Here is a 14733-nt window from a genome sequence, read left to right as displayed (position 1 = left end):
ACTCAGGTCCGATCTTTGACCGTGCGGCGAACCGTTTTGCTGGCGATGGCGGGAGGCGGCGCGGTGGAGCTGCGCACCACGAGATCGACCGGCAAAACGATATGCTGCGGTACCGGGCGGCTCGAAAGTTCGCGCATCTGCTCATAGAGCAGTTCTGCGGCGACATAGCCGACCTTGTGTTGCTGAATGCGGATCGTCGTCAGCGGTGGATCGATGCGATCGACCATCGGCATGTCGTTGAAGCCGGTGACGGAAACATCGGCGGGACAGGAGAGGCCGCGGCGCCGCAGCGCCGATATGGCGCCAATGGCGAGACGATCGTTGGAGCAATGTACGGCGGTGAATTCGACGCCGCGCGCCAACAATTCCTCCATACAACGTTCGCCCGAACTTTCGTTGAAGTCGCTGGCGAACACGACGTTGGCGGGATCTGGTTCGATGCCGAGTTCTGGTGCGATCTGCATGAAGGCATCATGTCGCCGTTGGCCCGTGGAGATCGTTTGATCGCCGGCGATAGTGCAGATGTTCTTATGGCCGAGAGCCGCAAGATGGGTAAGCATGCGCCGCACGCCATCTTCTTCATCGCTGGTGACGGAAGGAATCGTCGGATCGTCCATGCGGCGGTTGACGGTGATGACGGGCGTGCCTTGCGTGGCGAGATCGCGAATGCGGCCATCGTCGCGATGCACGCTGGCGATCACCAATCCGTCGACGCCACGCGCCGCCAGCGCTTCGATCATCGCGGCTTCGCGTTCCATGCCACCATCGGTGTTGACGAGCACGGTGGCATAGCCGTGTTCCATCAATGCATCTTCGACGCCGCGAATGATCGGTGGAAAGATCGAATTTGTGATGTCGGGTACGACAACGCCAACGATCTTGGTGCGCGTGGTGCGCAGGCTGTATGCGGCGGTGTTGGGGATATAGCCCAAGGCGCGGCTGGCGGCCGCGATCTTGCGGACGATGTCCGAGGTGATGAGATGGCGCGTCTCAGGATTGAGCGCGCGGGAGACCGTCGACACATGGACGCCGACACTTTCGGCCACGTCCTTCAGGGTTGCACGCCGGCGTTTCAGCATTTGAATCCTGTCTTGGGAGTCCTGTCATGCCTGGGAGGTCAGAATAAGCGCGCGTGCAAACGTTTGCCAAGTCCCTTTGTTATTTTTGCATCGCACACAAAAAGATACCTATTGACAGGTGAGGAATAGGCATCAAAAATATGCAAACGATTGCACAAGAGATCGCGTTGTCGATCAAGCCAAGCTCGGCGTAGCATCGCCGTGGCGGAGGAGAGGCGGCTATGAACATTGCGAACGCGCTACGGCCCAATATCCTGAAACCCGAGGATCTGTCGCCGAACTGGCGCTGGGAGCGCGCCATCCCGGCCTATGGCCACACCTCGGTCGATTTCGAGCGCCGCGTCGATCACGACCGCCTTCGTAAATACCGCCTCGGGCGTGCGCGGCAGGCGCTGAAGAACTCCCAATGCGGCGCGCTGCTGCTCTTCGACGTCAACAACATCCGTTATGTCAGCGGCACCAAGATCGGCGAATGGGAGCGTGACAAGCTCTGTCGCTTCGCTTTGTTGGCGGGCGACAACGAGCCGATCGTCTGGGATTTCGGTTCCGCCGCCGTCCATCATAAGGTCTATTGCGACTGGCTGCCTGAGGCGAGCTGGCGCGCCGGCATGCTGGGCATGCGCGGCACGGTGCCGCCGTCCGTCGGCTTGATGAAATTCCATGCTGAAGAGGTCATGGACCTGCTGCGCCAGGCCGGCGTCGCCGACATGCAGGTGGGCGTCGATCTGGCCGAGACGGCTATGTTCTTTGAACTGCAGAAGGTCGGCATGAAGGTCGTCGATGGCCAGCAGATCATGCTCGATGCTCGCGAAATCAAGAATATCGACGAGATCGTGCTGTTGAACCAGGCGGCCGCCATGGTCGACGGCGTCTATCACATGATCCATGAGGAGCTGAAGCCGGGCGTGCGCGAGAACGACATCGTCGCACTGGCCAATAAGATGCTCTACGAAATGGGTTCGGATGACGTCGAGGCGATCAACGCCATTTCCGGCGAGCGCTGCAATCCGCATCCGCACAATTTCACCGACCGCATCATCCGGCCGGGCGATCAGGCCTTTTTCGACATCCTGCAGTCCTATCAGGGCTATCGCACCTGCTATTACCGGACGTTCAATGTGGGCCGCGCCAATGACGTGCAGCGCGACGCCTATAAGAAGTGCCGCGAATGGCTGGACAATGCCATTGCGCTGATCAAGCCGGGCGTGTCCACAGACACGGTGGCGAAGGTCTGGCCGAAGGCGGAAGAGTTTGGCTTCCCGAACGAGCTGGCGGCTTTCGGCCTGCAATTCGGCCATGGCCTTGGTCTGGCGCTGCATGAGCGTCCGATCATCTCGCGGCTGGTCTCCCTCGACAATCCGATGGAGATCAAGACCGGCATGGTCTTCGCGCTCGAAACCTATTGCCCGGCGGCGGATGGCTTCTCGGCCGCCCGTATCGAGGAAGAGGTGGTCGTGACCGATCGCGGCTGTCAGGTGATCAGTCTGTTCCCGGCCGAAGAATTGCCGATCGCCAATCGCTACTGAAAAACTCGGGAGGTGCGCCGCATGACTGTCGCAGAAGCCATCGTCAATGACGATATCGGCATCGACAAGCGCCGAGAGCTTTATCGTTCGCAGCTCGAAATTCGTCTGTTCGAGAAACGGGCCTATGACCTGTTTCTGCAGAATCTGGTGAAGGGCACGAGCCATCTGTCTCTCGGCCAGGAGGCGATTGCCGCCGGCTTTGCTGGCGCCATGAAGAAGGGCGACTTGTCCTTCTGCACCTATCGCGGTCATGCCCACACCCTGGCGCGCGGCGTTTCGATGGAGAAAGTGCTCGGCGAGCTGATGCAGCGCGACAATGGCCTGATGCGCGGCAAAGGCGGCTCGATGCATCTGACCTCGGCCGAACATGGCGTCATGGGCTCCTATGCCATCATCGGTGCCCACCTGCCGATCGCCTGCGGGGCGGCGTGGCGAGCGCAGTATCTCGGCCAGGACGATGTGACGGTCTGCTTTTTCGGCGATGGCACGACCAATATCGGCGCGTTCCACGAAGCGGTGAATTTCGCCAAGGTGTGGGAGCTGCCTGTCGTCTTCGTCTGCGAGAACAACCTTTATATGGAATATACGCCGATTGGCGATGTTACCGCTGTCGAGCATCCGGCCGCTGATCGCGCCGCGGCTTACGGGCTTGAAAGGATCATCGTCGACGGCAATGATGCGGATGCGATCTATCGCATCGCGCAGACGGCCTTCGCGAAAGCGCGCGCTGGCAAGGGGCCGTCGCTGATCGAATGCATGACCTATCGCCATTCCGGCCATTCGCGCGCCGATCCCGGGGCTTATCGCCCTAAGGGCGAGCTGGAAAAATGGCTTCAGCACGATCCGATCAAGCTCTATCGCAAACGGCTTAGTGAGTTCGGTGTGGCCGAAGCCGAGATCGCCGCGATCGATACGGCAGTTGCCAAGCAGGTCGATGAGGCAACGGAAGCGTGCAAAGCAGCTGGTCTGCCGCCGGAATCGATCCTTTGCACCGATGTTTATGCTGATGGAGGCTGGGCGTGGCGGAACTGAGCTATCGCGAGGCGGTTGCCCGCGGCATCGCCCAGGAAATGGAGCGTGACGAGCGCGTTGTCTTCCTCGGCGAAGACGTTGCCAAAGCGGGCGGTGTGTTCAAGGCGACTGTGGGACTTTATGATCGTTTTGGCCCCAAGCGCGTGCGCGACACGCCGATTTCCGAACAGGCCATTCTTGGCGCCGCCATGGGCGCGGCCATGACGGGTCTGCGCCCAATCGCCGAAATCATGTTCTCCGATTTTTTGGCCGTTTGTTACGACTTCATCGCCAATGAATTTCCGAAAGTGCGCTACATGACCAACGGCCAGCTCGGCTGTCCGCTGGTGGTGCGCACCGGCAATGGCGCGGGATCACGCTTCGGCGCCCAGCACTCCCAGTCGGTCGAAAACTGGTCGATGATGATTCCTGGCCTGAAAGTGGTGGCGCCATCAAGCCCCGCTGATGTGGTTGGGCTTCTGGCGGCGGCCGTCCGCGATCCCAATCCGGTGATCTTCTACGAGCATAAGTCGCTTTATGCGGTTAAGGGCGAAGTGCCGGATGGCGAGATTCTCGATACGCTGGGCACGGCCAAAATCCTACGTCCGGGCCGTGACGCGACCATCGTCGCGCTGGCGCTGATGGTGCCGCGCGCGCTCGAGGCGGCGGAAATTCTGGCGCGCGATCACGGTATCGACTGCGAAGTGATCGATGTGCGCTCGCTGGTACCGCTCGACACGCAGACCATCCTGGGTTCCATCGTCAAGACCGGCCGTCTGTTCACGGTTGAGGAAAATCCGCGTCTTCTGGGCTGGGGTGCGGAGATCGCCTCAATTGCGGCCGATGAGACCTTTTATGATCTTGACGGACCGATCGTGCGGATCACGACGCCGCATATTCCGCTGCCGGCGGCCGACAATCTAGAAGATATCGTGCTGCCGACACCGGCGCGCATCGTCGAAAAAATCGTTCGCGCGATGAATTGAAAGCGAGGACCCCATGGATGCAAAACCGATCATGGATGTACCGACCGGCCTGTTCATCGGCGGCAAGTTCGTTGATGCGTCCGACGGCGGCCGTTTCGACGTCATCAATCCGGCGACCGAACAGGTTCTGACTTCCGTCGCCAGCGCCACCGTCGAAGACGGCCTGAAAGCGCTCGATGCGGCCGAAGCGGCTTTCGCCGACTGGGCCAAGCAGACGCCGCGTGTGCGCGCGGAAGTGTTGCGCAAGGCCTATGAACTCATCATCGCCGATCAGGAGCGGTTGGCGCGGATTATTACACTTGAAAACGGCAAGGCATTGCCGGACGCACGCGGCGAGATCGCCTATGCGGCGGAATTCTTCCGCTGGTATGCGGAAGAGGCCGTGCGCAATATCGGCGAGGTGATGCGGGCGCCAGCGAGCGGCGCGCGGATCCTGGTGCAGCATAAGCCCGTGGGTATCGCCGTTCTGGTGACGCCATGGAATTTTCCGGCGGCCATGGCGACGCGTAAGATCGGCCCGGCGCTTGCCGCCGGCTGTCCAGTGATCGTCAAGCCTGCGTCCGATACGCCGCTTACCATGCTGGCCCTGATGCCTATTCTGGAAAAGGCGGGTGTGCCGGCTGGCGTGGTCAACGTGTTGCCGTCGCGGCGCTCCGGTCCGCTGGTCGACAAGCTGCTGCATGACCCGCGCGTGCGCATCGTTTCCTTCACCGGTTCGACCGGCGTTGGTCGCACGCTGCTTCATGCGGCGGCCGACAATGTGGTCAACAGCGCCATGGAACTGGGTGGCAACGCACCGTTCATCGTTTGCGCCGATGCGGATATCGATGCAGCAGTTGAGGGCGCTCTGATCGCGAAGATGCGCAATATGGGCGAGGCGTGCACGGCGGCCAATCGCTTCTATGTCCATCACGATGTCCACGACACTTTTGCGGCGAAACTCGCCGAGCGCATGCGCAAGATGAAGGTCGGCAACGGCCTCGAGGACGGCGTCGAGGTCGGGGCGCTGGTCAATGCGGAGACGCGCAACAAGGTCGAGCATTTCGTCGCCGATGCCGTCGCCAAGGGCGCAGAGATTGTCACCGGCGGAGAGGTGCATCCCGGCAAGGGTTATTTCTATCCGCCGACCGTGCTGGTCGATGTACCCGATACGGCGGAATGTCTGCGTGACGAAATCTTTGGGCCGGTGGCTGTGTTGCAGCGTTTCACCTCGGAAGACGAGGTGGTGCGGCGGGCCAACGACACCGAATATGGTCTCGTCGCCTATCTCTACACCGCCGATCTGAAGCGCGGACTGGCGCTGAGCGAAAAGCTCGATTTCGGCATGGTTGGCTTGAACCGTGGCCTTGTCTCCGATCCGGCCGCGCCGTTCGGCGGCATGAAGCAATCGGGCATCGGGCGTGAGGGTGCGCACGAAGGCCTGATGGAATTTCTGGAGACGCAATACATCTCCGTTGCCTGGTGATCAGAGAGACAGGGCAGGTTCGATGGACGTTCTGATGCCGCAGTTGGGCGAGACCGTGCGCGAGGGCAAGATCTCGTCATGGTTCAAGGCGGTGGGCGATCAAGTCGCTGCCGGTGACAATCTGTTCGAGATCGAGACCGACAAGGTGTCGATGGAAGTGGAGGCCATCGAATCCGGCATTCTGTCGGAGATCGTCTATGCCGCCGGTGAAACCGTGCCGGTGGGAGCGACGGTGGCCGTGATCGGCGATGGCGTGGCGACAGGGGCGAGTAAGCGCAGCAAGGCGAAAGCCGAACCGACGCCGCCTGCCAAGAAAGCCGCTCCGGCACCTGTTCCAGCTCGGGCATCTGCTCCCGCAGCTACGCAAGCGGTTACGACGGGCGACCTTGCTTCACGTGGCTTCTCGCCCTTCAACGAGGTGTTCACGCCGACGCGCAACTATGGCAAGGCGCAAGTCGTGCCCGGTTTGCGTGCGACGCCGCTCGCGCGTCGCCTGATGGCGCAGAACGGGCTCGATACGGCGCAGGTCGCTGCCCAGGTGCGCCAGCGCGGCGGCACACGCATCGCCGCCGCCGATGTGCAGTCGGCCTTGCAGACAGGTACGGCGAACGGCTTCGCGCCAGCGACGGCTTTCCCGCCGCTGCCGATCACCGGGCCGCGCGACCGCCAGCCGCTCAACAAAGTCCGCCAGCAGACGGCGAAACATCTGACGCGTGCGTGGCAGAGCATCCCCCATGTGCTGCAGACGGTGGAGGCCGATTTTGGCGCGGTAAGCGCTGTGCGCGCAGCCCGCAAGCGTCATTTCGAGCAGCAGCATGGAACAGGCCTGAGCTTCCTGCCATTTATCGCGCGCGCCATCTGTCTGGCGATCCGGCAATGGCCGAAGGTCAATGCGTCGATCGATGGCAATGAGCTTTTGGTGGCGCAGGAGATCAATCTTGGTATCGCCGTCGATCTTGGCCACGAAGGCCTCGTCGTTCCGGTGCTGAAGAATGCGGATCGGTTGAACGTGGCTGGCCTTGCGACCGGGATCGCACGTCTCGTCGAGACGGCACGCGCGGGCAAGTTGCGGCCTGATGATCTTGAGGGTGGCACCTATTCGATTTCGAACAACGGCAGTTTCGGCACGCTGTTTACGGCGCCGATTATCAATGCGCCGCAGGTTGCCATTCTCTCGACCGATGCGATCCGCAAACGGCCCGTGGTGGTCGAGACCGAGTATGGTGATGCCATTGTCGCGCGCCCCGTCGGCATGCTGGCGCAAAGCTTCGATCATCGCGCTTTTGACGGCGCCTATTCGGCTTCGTTCTTGAACGCGGTGAAGACCATCGTCGAGACGCGCGATTGGAGCGCTGATTTTTAAGGGCAAAAATTCCGATGTCAGGAATCCCAATGGAGGGAAATATGATTGCAAGTAAACATCGTCTGGGCTGGATCGGCATGGGCCGCATGGGAACGCCGATGGCAGAATTGCTGCTGAAGGCCGGTCACGATGTGCAATTGTGGAACCGCACCAAGTCGAAGGCCGAACCGCTTGCCGCCAAGGGCGCCAAGCTGGTGGATCAGCCTGCGGATTTGTCCGGCACCGACATTCTGTTCACCATGGTCTCGACCGGCAAGGATCTCGAACAGGTCTATTTCGGCGAAGGTGGTGTCGCCAGCCGTGGCAAGAATGCGTTGCCGAAGATTTTCGTCGATTGCTCGTCGATCGGCGTGGAAGATTCCGCCAAGATTTCGGCACGGCTTGGCGAAATGGGGGCGCAGTTTCTCGCGGTGCCCGTCTCTGGCAATGGCAAATGCGTGAAGGCTGGCAAATTGTCGGCCGTGGCGTCCGGGCCGCGCGCGGCCTTCGATGCCGCCAAGCCTTATATCGAGGCTTTCGCGCGTGCCGGCCTGTCCTATGTGGGCGAGGGCGAACTGGCGCGTATCTGCAAGATTGCCCATAACGTCATGCTCGGCGTGGTCATCCAGAACCTGGCTGAGATCACCATTCTGGCGCAGAAGCACGGCGTGCCGCGCCACGCCTTTCTCGACTTCATGAACAACAGCGTCATGGGCTCGACCTTCACCCGCTACAAGAGCAATGCTCTCGTCAATCTCGATTGGACGACGACCTTCACCATGGAATTGCTGCGCAAGGACATGGACCTCGGTCTGACGGCGGCGCGCAAGTTCGATGTGCCGATGCCGGTGACGGCAGCGACCCGCGAGGCGATCCAGTCGCATTTCGGCGTGGCGACCTTGAAGCCCGATCCGAAGGCCTATCTCGATATGGATTTCGCCACACTTCTGGAGACCCAGGCGCTTGCCTCCGGTGTCGCGCTGAAGAGCGAAGGCGTGCCGGTCCCGACAGGCTTGGAAGTCGACCACTGACTTGCTAGACCTGTCCTGTCGGTCCGTTTGGGCGGAGGCAGGGCAGGGCAAAGCAAGGGTGGGGAATGTCGCAACAAGGCGCAAGGCTGGCGACGTGCCGTATCGACGGCACAACCACATGGGGATTGGTGCGCGACGATGGTTTCGTCAATCTTGGCGCGCGCCTGGAAGACCGCTACCGATCCCTGAAGGACGTGATCGAAGCGGAGGCCTTGCAGAAGGCGGTGGATGCCGGTCTCAAGACATCCGCCGACTACCCCTTGTCGGCGCTTACTTATCTGCCGCCGATCGTTGCGCCGCAGAAGATCATCTGCATCGGCGTCAATTATCCCGATCGCAACGAGGAATATAAGGACGGCCAGACGGCCGCGACCTATCCCAGCATCTTCCTGCGTTTCCCCAATTCCTTCGTTGGCCATGGCCAAAATCTGATACGGCCGCCGGAATCGGAGCAGCTCGATTACGAAGGCGAAATAACGCTGGTCATCGGCAAGGCGGGGCGTCGCATCGACCGCGCCCAGGCTCTCGATCACGTCGCTGCTGTGACGTTATGCAATGAAGGCACATTGCGTGATTGGCTGCGACATGCCCGTTTCAATGTCACGCAGGGCAAGAATTTCGATCGCAGCGGAAGTCTTGGCCCGTGGGTCGTTCCTTTTTCCGGCGAGGATCAGATCGGCGATATCAGGCTGACGACCCGTGTGAATGGCGAAATCCGCCAGGATGATCGCACATCGCGGATGATCTACGATTTCCGCTATCTCATCTCTTATGTGTCAACATTCACCACTTTGGTGCCCGGCGATCTGATCGTCACCGGAACGCCGACGGGTGCGGGCGCACGCTTCTCGCCGCCGATCTGGCTGAAGCCTGGTGACGTCGTCGAAGTCGAGGCCGAGGGCATCGGTGTCCTGCGCAATGGCATCGAGGACGAAGCGGTGTGAGGGATCGATGATGTTGACGCGAGAGCAAGCCAAAGCCGCCGCCGAGCGCTTGGAACAGGCGGAAAAAACGCGTCAGCAGATCCGGATGATCAGCCTCGATCACCCTGGCATGGATATGGCCGATGCCTATGCCGTGCAGCAAGCCTGGATCGAGATGAAGAAGGCGCAAGGGCGCACGATCAAGGGACATAAAATCGGTTTGACGTCCAAGGCCATGCAATCGGCTTTGAATATCGACATGCCGGATTCAGGTGTGCTGCTCGACGATATGTTCTTTCAGGATGCGGGCGATATCCCGACGGATCGCTTCATCGCTACGCGCATTGAGGCCGAACTCGCGTTCGTGCTGAAATCGCGGCTCGCGGGTCCGAATTGCACGCTCTACGACGTTATCAACGCGACCGATTTCGTCACGCCGGCGCTGGAGATTCTCGACACCCGTATTCTGCGCGTCGATCCGCAGACCAAGGTGACGCGCACGGTCTTCGATACGATCGCCGACAATGCGGCCAACGCCGGTATCGTGTTGGGCGGCCGGCCGTTCAAGCCGACCGAGGCGGATATGCGCTGGGTGGGCGCCATCGTTTTCAGAAATGCCCAGGTCGAGGAGACGGGCCTTGCGGCCGGCGTGCTGAATCATCCGGCCATGGGCGTTGCCTGGCTCGCCAATCGCATGGCCGAGCGGGGCGGGGCGCTGGAAGCGGGCGATGTGGTGCTGGCCGGCTCCTTCATCCGGCCCATCGAAGCGCGTAAAGGTGATACGTTCCATGCCGATTACGGTCCCTGGGGGACCGTGAGCTGCCATTTCGCTTGAGGATCCCATGCCGTCGATGACCAATACTTTCAAAGCCGCGATCAAGGCGAAACAGGCGCAGATCGGTCTCTGGCAGTCCTTGGCAAGCCCCTATACGACGGAGCTCTGCGCCGGGGCCGGGTTTGATTTTCTCGTCATCGACGGCGAGCATGCGCCCAACGACATTCCCTCGATCATGGCGCAGTTGCAAGCGATGAAGGGATCGCCGTCGCAGGCCATTGTTAGGCCGCCGGTCGGCGAGACGTCGCTCATCAAACAGGTGCTCGACATCGGCGCGCAGACAGTGCTGATACCGATCGTCGAGACGGTGGAACAGGCGCAGCAGCTCGTCGCCGCCGTGCGCTATCCGCCGCTGGGCGTACGGGGTGTCGCCGGGCTCACCCGCGCCACCTATTTCGGCAAGGTGCCCGACTATCTCAAACGCGCCAATGACGAAGTCTGTCTGCTGGTGCAGGTCGAAACCCGTAAGGGCCTCGACAATCTCAATGAGATCGCGGCGGTCGATGGCGTCGACGGCGTGTTCATCGGCCCGGCCGATCTTTCAGCGGCGCTCGGCCATCTCGGCAATCCCACCCATCCCGAAGTGCGCTCGACCATCGAGGATTGCATCAAGCGCATCGCCACCGTGGGTAAGGCGCCGGGCATATTGATGGCCGACGAGGCCTTTGCCCAGCGCTGTCTCGATCTCGGTGCGCTCTTCGTCGCCGTCAACACGGACATCAGCCTGTTCGCGCAGGGTGTCTACGCGACGGCCACGAAATACAAGCGCGGCTGACTATTCGGTTGAAAACATCGGCGTGCCGTTGCGAACAGCATCGGTGATCGCCGCATCGGCTTCCCAGCCTGGCCCGTCGCGCGTCTGCATGGCCTCGATTTCTGCGAGGATGCGGGGCGCGCCGATGAGGTCGGCCTGGAACATCGGTCCGCCCAGCCAATTCGGCCAGCCATAGCCATTGACGAAGACGAGATCGATATCGGAGGCGCGCTGGGCGATGCCTTCGCGCAGCACCTGCGCGCCTTCTTTCGCCATGGCGGCGACGAGGCGGATGCGGATGTCTTCCGGCGAGAGGTTGCGCTGCGGCAGGCCCCTCGCTTTGGCGGCTTCATCGATCAGGCCGCGCACGAAGGCATGCTCCTTGCGTTCGCCGTTCTCGTAAGCGTACCAGCCGGCGCCGGTCTTCTGGCCGAAATGGCCGGCCTCGCAAATGCGGTCGGCAATGCTGACGTAGCGTTCTTTGGGATCGCGCGTCGGCGCAAGCCGCTTGCGCTGTGCCCAGGAGATGTCGAGGCCGGACATGTCGAAGACACGGAACGGCCCCATTGGCAGGCCGAAGCTTTCCATGGCTTCGTCGATCTGGCGCGGCGTTGCACCTTCCTCCAGCATATATTCGCACTGGCGGCGATACATGGCGTAGATGCGATTGCCGATGAAGCCCGGGCAGACGCCGGAGACAATCGGCAGTTTGCGCAGCTTCTTGCCGAGCGCGAGCGCCGTCGCCAGAACGTCCGGTCGCGTACGGGCACAGCGCACGACTTCCAGCAGGCGCATGATGTTGGGCGGCGCGAAGAAATGCATGCCGACGACGCGATCGGGGCCCGGCGTGACATCGGCGATCAATTCGGGATCGAGATAGCTGGTGTTGGTGGCGAGGATCGCATCGGGCCGCACGATCTTCGCCAGGGTTTGGAACAGCGTGCGCTTGACCTCGAGATCGTCGAACACGGCTTCAACGATCAGATCGCTCGGCGCCAGCGCTTCCAGCGTGTCGCGCACGTCGATGCGCGACAGGCGTTCGGTGGCTGCGGATTCGCTCAACCGGCCGGATTTCACGGTGCGGGCATAGATGGCGTCGATACGGCCCTTGCCGGCGGTGGCGGCAGCGCTGTCGCGCTCGGCGACGATCACCTTATAGCCGGCATCGGTGAAGGCGACGGCGATGCCGGCCCCCATCGTGCCAGCGCCAGCGATGCCGACGGTGGTCACGGGCAGGGGCGCCACACCATCAAGGCCATCGACCTTGGCGGCATCGCGTTCGGCGAAGAAGATGTGCCGCAGCGCCATGCCTTGTTCGGAATGGGTGAGCCGCAGGAAAGCTTCGCGCTCCAGCTTGATGCCGTCGGTCACCGAGACGAGCGGTGCGGCGAGAACGAGGTTGGCGGCTTCCTTCGGTGAAATTTGGCCGCGCGCCTTGCGGTCGATCTCGGCGAGCTGGCGCTTGGCGGCCTCAGCATCGAAGGCTGGCACCGGGCGATCGGCGGTTCGGGTGAGCGGTGTGCCGATACGGCTCTTGGCGAGCGCGGCGGCAGCTTCAATCACATCGCCATCGGTCAAGACGTCGACGAGGCCATAGGTCTGGGCTTCCTGCGCGTCGATCATGCGGCCGCTGGAGACGATCTCCATGGCCTTCTCGATGCCGGTGAAGCGCGGCAGGCGCTGCGTGCCGCCGGCGCCAGGCACGAGACCCAGTTTGACTTCTGGCAGGCCGAGCTTGGCATCCTTGCGCAGCACGCGCGCGTGCGCGGCAAGCGCGATCTCGCAGCCGCCGCCGAGTGCGGTGCCGTGGACGGCGGCGACCACCGGCTTCGGGCAGGCTTCGATCGCTGCGGTGACCTCGAACAGAATCGGCAGCATCGGTACCTTGCCAAATTCTCTGATATCGGCGCCGGCGACAAAAGTGCGGCCGGCGCAGGCGATGACGATGGCGTCCACGGCGGGATCGGCGCCGAGGCGTTCGATGGTTTCTTTCAATCCGGCGCGCACGGCCTGCGAGGCGGCGTTGACGGGCGGATTGTCGATGGTCGCGATCGCGATGCGGTCGCGCAGGCTCACGGAAACAGGTGAAGTCACTGGCCGGCTCGTGCGATTGCGGCCATCAGATCGCCGGTGCTGCGTTCAAGGGTGGCGCCGGCCGTGTCGATCGTCGCATTGGCGCGGGCGTAGAGCGGTTCGCGATTGGTCAGGATGGCGATCAGCTCCTGCATGGCGGTGCGATCGTTGCGGTCACTGGCTGTTGGTCGCAAATCACCTTGGTCACGCACGCGTTTCATATGCTCCTCGGGAGTGGTTTTGACCCATATCGTATAGAAGGACGACAACAGGAGTTCGAAGGACAGAGGCTCGGCGACGATGCCGCCGCCGGTGGCTAAAATCATCGGCTCGTTGGTGTTGATCAACTCGCGCAGCGCCGCGAGTTCGGCGCGACGATAGCCGTCCTGGCTGTAGAGCCGATAGATTTCGGTGATGGTGAGGCCAAGCGATCGCTCGATCACCTTGTTGAGTTCGACGAATTTCCAGCCGAGCTTGCGCGCCACCACTTCGCCGAGCGTGCTCTTGCCGGCGCCGCGCAGGCCGATCAAAGCGATGCGATCGGACGGCAGTTTGTCGGCCTGCATGTTGAGCGGCAGGCCCTGGCCGGCGAGGATGGAGCGGGCGCGGGCGACACGTTCGGGTGCGGCAGTGCGCAGCAGTTCGCGCACGGCAAGCCAGTCGGCCGGTGCGTCCATCACGAGGTCTTCGACCGGCATGCCGAGCGTACGGGCGATCCGGCGCAGCAGGACGATCGACACATTGCCCGTGCCGCCTTCAAGCTGGGCGATATAGCGCTCCGAAATGCCCGACGTCTTGGCCAGCACCTTGCGCGACATGCCGCGAATGGCGCGGATGCGCCGGACGCGCTGGCCGAGATCGTTGAGATAGGTCGCATCCGGCACCGTCGCGACGCTCAAAACAGCGGAAGCGGCCGTCGACAGCGGCGGCGTTTCCTCTGATTTGCCAGAGGCGTGGGACCGGGTGGGAGCCGGTTTGGGCGGCGCGGAGGAGGGGGACGAGGGAGAGCTCATGTGCTTGGAAAAATAATACATACAGAGTTCCGCAGCAACCGCGGTCTTGATGTATTATAATACATGCTGAGGCGTTGCTCCAGGGGATTTGCTCCTGTTGGAACGTTGTTCTTATTGCCTGTTGGATTGTCCGTTCCTGGCTTGAACGTGAATCATTGCCCGCCTATAAGCCGAATTCTGCTCAGGCAGATGCGGGTGTAGCTCAATGGTAGAGCAGCAGCCTTCCAAGCTGAATACGAGGGTTCGATTCCCTTCACCCGCTCCAATTTATCTAATTGTTTTATATGAATAAATAAGCCAGCGCTCAGGCGCTCCACGATATGCTTCTGGGGCTGGGCGGCACCGGGGTGGCACGCTTCTCGTCAGCAACCCATTCAAGCTCGGCGAGTCAGCCGCGCGCGGGAGTCTATGGCTGGCGCGGAGCAACCTGCGGTACGATCCACAGGAACTCGATCGAGGAAGCCCACATGAAGGCCGCGCACGGCAAACAGATCACCTGCTGCTCGGGACATTGCGCCGGCTACTTCCGTGAAAATGTCCGCGACGGCACGCCGGTTCTGAGCGACGCTATGGAGATCAAAGCACACAGACGTGGCGATCAATGGATATGTGCGAAGTGCGATGCCCTGATTGCTGAAGAACGCTCGGAGGGAGGCTGGCGCGTTCACACGCAACAGGGCTGGATCCAGTAGCCA

At 61.8% G+C, this 14733-nt stretch carries 13 protein-coding genes and 1 tRNA gene; 11 read left to right on the top strand and 3 right to left on the bottom strand.

Annotated features, from left to right (window positions below; translation table 11 throughout):
• Window positions 1-2: 2 nt before the first annotated feature.
• Window positions 3-1079 carry a LacI family DNA-binding transcriptional regulator gene (locus OIM99_RS18810; RefSeq protein WP_311851982.1) on the bottom strand — a complete coding sequence of 359 codons (1077 nt, stop codon included), beginning with the start codon at window positions 1077-1079 and terminating at the stop codon, window positions 3-5.
• Between the two features lie 221 nt (window positions 1080-1300).
• Here OIM99_RS18810 and OIM99_RS18805 point away from each other — a divergent pair, with 221 nt between their 5' ends.
• The 9 genes from OIM99_RS18805 (at window position 1301) to hpaI (ending at window position 10973) form a co-directional block, all read left to right on the top strand.
• Window positions 1301-2605 carry a Xaa-Pro peptidase family protein gene (locus tag OIM99_RS18805; protein WP_311851981.1) on the top strand — a complete coding sequence of 435 codons (1305 nt, stop codon included), beginning with the start codon at window positions 1301-1303 and terminating at the stop codon, window positions 2603-2605.
• A 21-nt stretch (window positions 2606-2626) separates the two neighbouring features.
• Window positions 2627-3637, top strand: a complete 1011-nt coding sequence (locus OIM99_RS18800) for a thiamine pyrophosphate-dependent dehydrogenase E1 component subunit alpha (protein WP_311851980.1) — start codon at window positions 2627-2629, stop codon at window positions 3635-3637.
• Window positions 3625-4602, top strand: a complete 978-nt coding sequence (locus OIM99_RS18795; protein WP_311851979.1) for an alpha-ketoacid dehydrogenase subunit beta — start codon at window positions 3625-3627, stop codon at window positions 4600-4602. The genes OIM99_RS18800 and OIM99_RS18795 overlap by 13 nt, the downstream gene beginning before the upstream one ends.
• Before the next feature lie 13 nt (window positions 4603-4615).
• The gene (locus tag OIM99_RS18790) at window positions 4616-6067 is read left to right on the top strand and encodes an NAD-dependent succinate-semialdehyde dehydrogenase (RefSeq protein ID WP_311851978.1); all 1452 of its coding nucleotides are present in this window, start codon (window positions 4616-4618) and stop codon (window positions 6065-6067) included.
• Window positions 6068-6089: 22 nt separating this feature from the next.
• A complete protein-coding gene (locus OIM99_RS18785; RefSeq protein ID WP_311851977.1) occupies window positions 6090-7430 on the top strand; it encodes a dihydrolipoamide acetyltransferase family protein in 1341 nt (446 codons plus the stop codon).
• Window positions 7431-7474: 44 nt separating this feature from the next.
• Window positions 7475-8440 carry an NAD(P)-dependent oxidoreductase gene (locus OIM99_RS18780; protein WP_311852286.1) on the top strand — a complete coding sequence of 322 codons (966 nt, stop codon included), beginning with the start codon at window positions 7475-7477 and terminating at the stop codon, window positions 8438-8440.
• Window positions 8441-8505: 65 nt separating this feature from the next.
• Complete coding sequence (locus OIM99_RS18775) at window positions 8506-9384, top strand: fumarylacetoacetate hydrolase family protein (protein WP_311851976.1); 879 nt, start codon at window positions 8506-8508, stop codon at window positions 9382-9384.
• A gap of 10 nt (window positions 9385-9394) precedes the next feature.
• Window positions 9395-10198, top strand: coding sequence for a 2-oxo-hept-4-ene-1,7-dioate hydratase (hpaH, locus tag OIM99_RS18770; protein ID WP_311852285.1), 804 nt, complete (start codon window positions 9395-9397; stop codon window positions 10196-10198).
• A 7-nt stretch (window positions 10199-10205) separates the two neighbouring features.
• Complete coding sequence (hpaI, locus tag OIM99_RS18765) at window positions 10206-10973, top strand: 4-hydroxy-2-oxoheptanedioate aldolase (protein WP_311851975.1); 768 nt, start codon at window positions 10206-10208, stop codon at window positions 10971-10973.
• On the opposite strand, the gene OIM99_RS18760 is transcribed toward hpaI, so the two are convergent.
• Together OIM99_RS18760 and OIM99_RS18755 are read right to left on the bottom strand one after the other, a co-directional pair.
• Window positions 10974-13046 (bottom strand): 3-hydroxyacyl-CoA dehydrogenase NAD-binding domain-containing protein, encoded by a 2073-nt coding sequence (locus OIM99_RS18760; RefSeq protein WP_311851974.1) that lies wholly within the window; start codon window positions 13044-13046, stop codon window positions 10974-10976.
• Window positions 13043-13924 carry a helix-turn-helix transcriptional regulator gene (locus OIM99_RS18755; RefSeq protein WP_409371538.1) on the bottom strand — a complete coding sequence of 294 codons (882 nt, stop codon included), beginning with the start codon at window positions 13922-13924 and terminating at the stop codon, window positions 13043-13045. The genes OIM99_RS18760 and OIM99_RS18755 overlap by 4 nt, the downstream gene beginning before the upstream one ends.
• A 305-nt stretch (window positions 13925-14229) precedes the next feature.
• Between OIM99_RS18755 and OIM99_RS18750 the strand changes: the two genes are divergently transcribed.
• Window positions 14230-14303, top strand: a tRNA-Gly gene (locus tag OIM99_RS18750).
• A gap of 202 nt (window positions 14304-14505) precedes the next feature.
• Window positions 14506-14730 carry a hypothetical protein gene (locus OIM99_RS18745; protein WP_311851972.1) on the top strand — a complete coding sequence of 75 codons (225 nt, stop codon included), beginning with the start codon at window positions 14506-14508 and terminating at the stop codon, window positions 14728-14730.
• Window positions 14731-14733 lie beyond the last annotated feature (3 nt).

Origin of the sequence: Methylocella sp. CPCC 101449, from assembly GCF_031921685.1 — a bacterium.
In the GTDB taxonomy this organism is placed as follows: domain Bacteria; phylum Pseudomonadota; class Alphaproteobacteria; order Rhizobiales; family Beijerinckiaceae; genus Terripilifer.
Note: the sequence above shows the minus strand (reverse complement) of the source record. Positions and strands in the feature narration are given on the sequence as shown.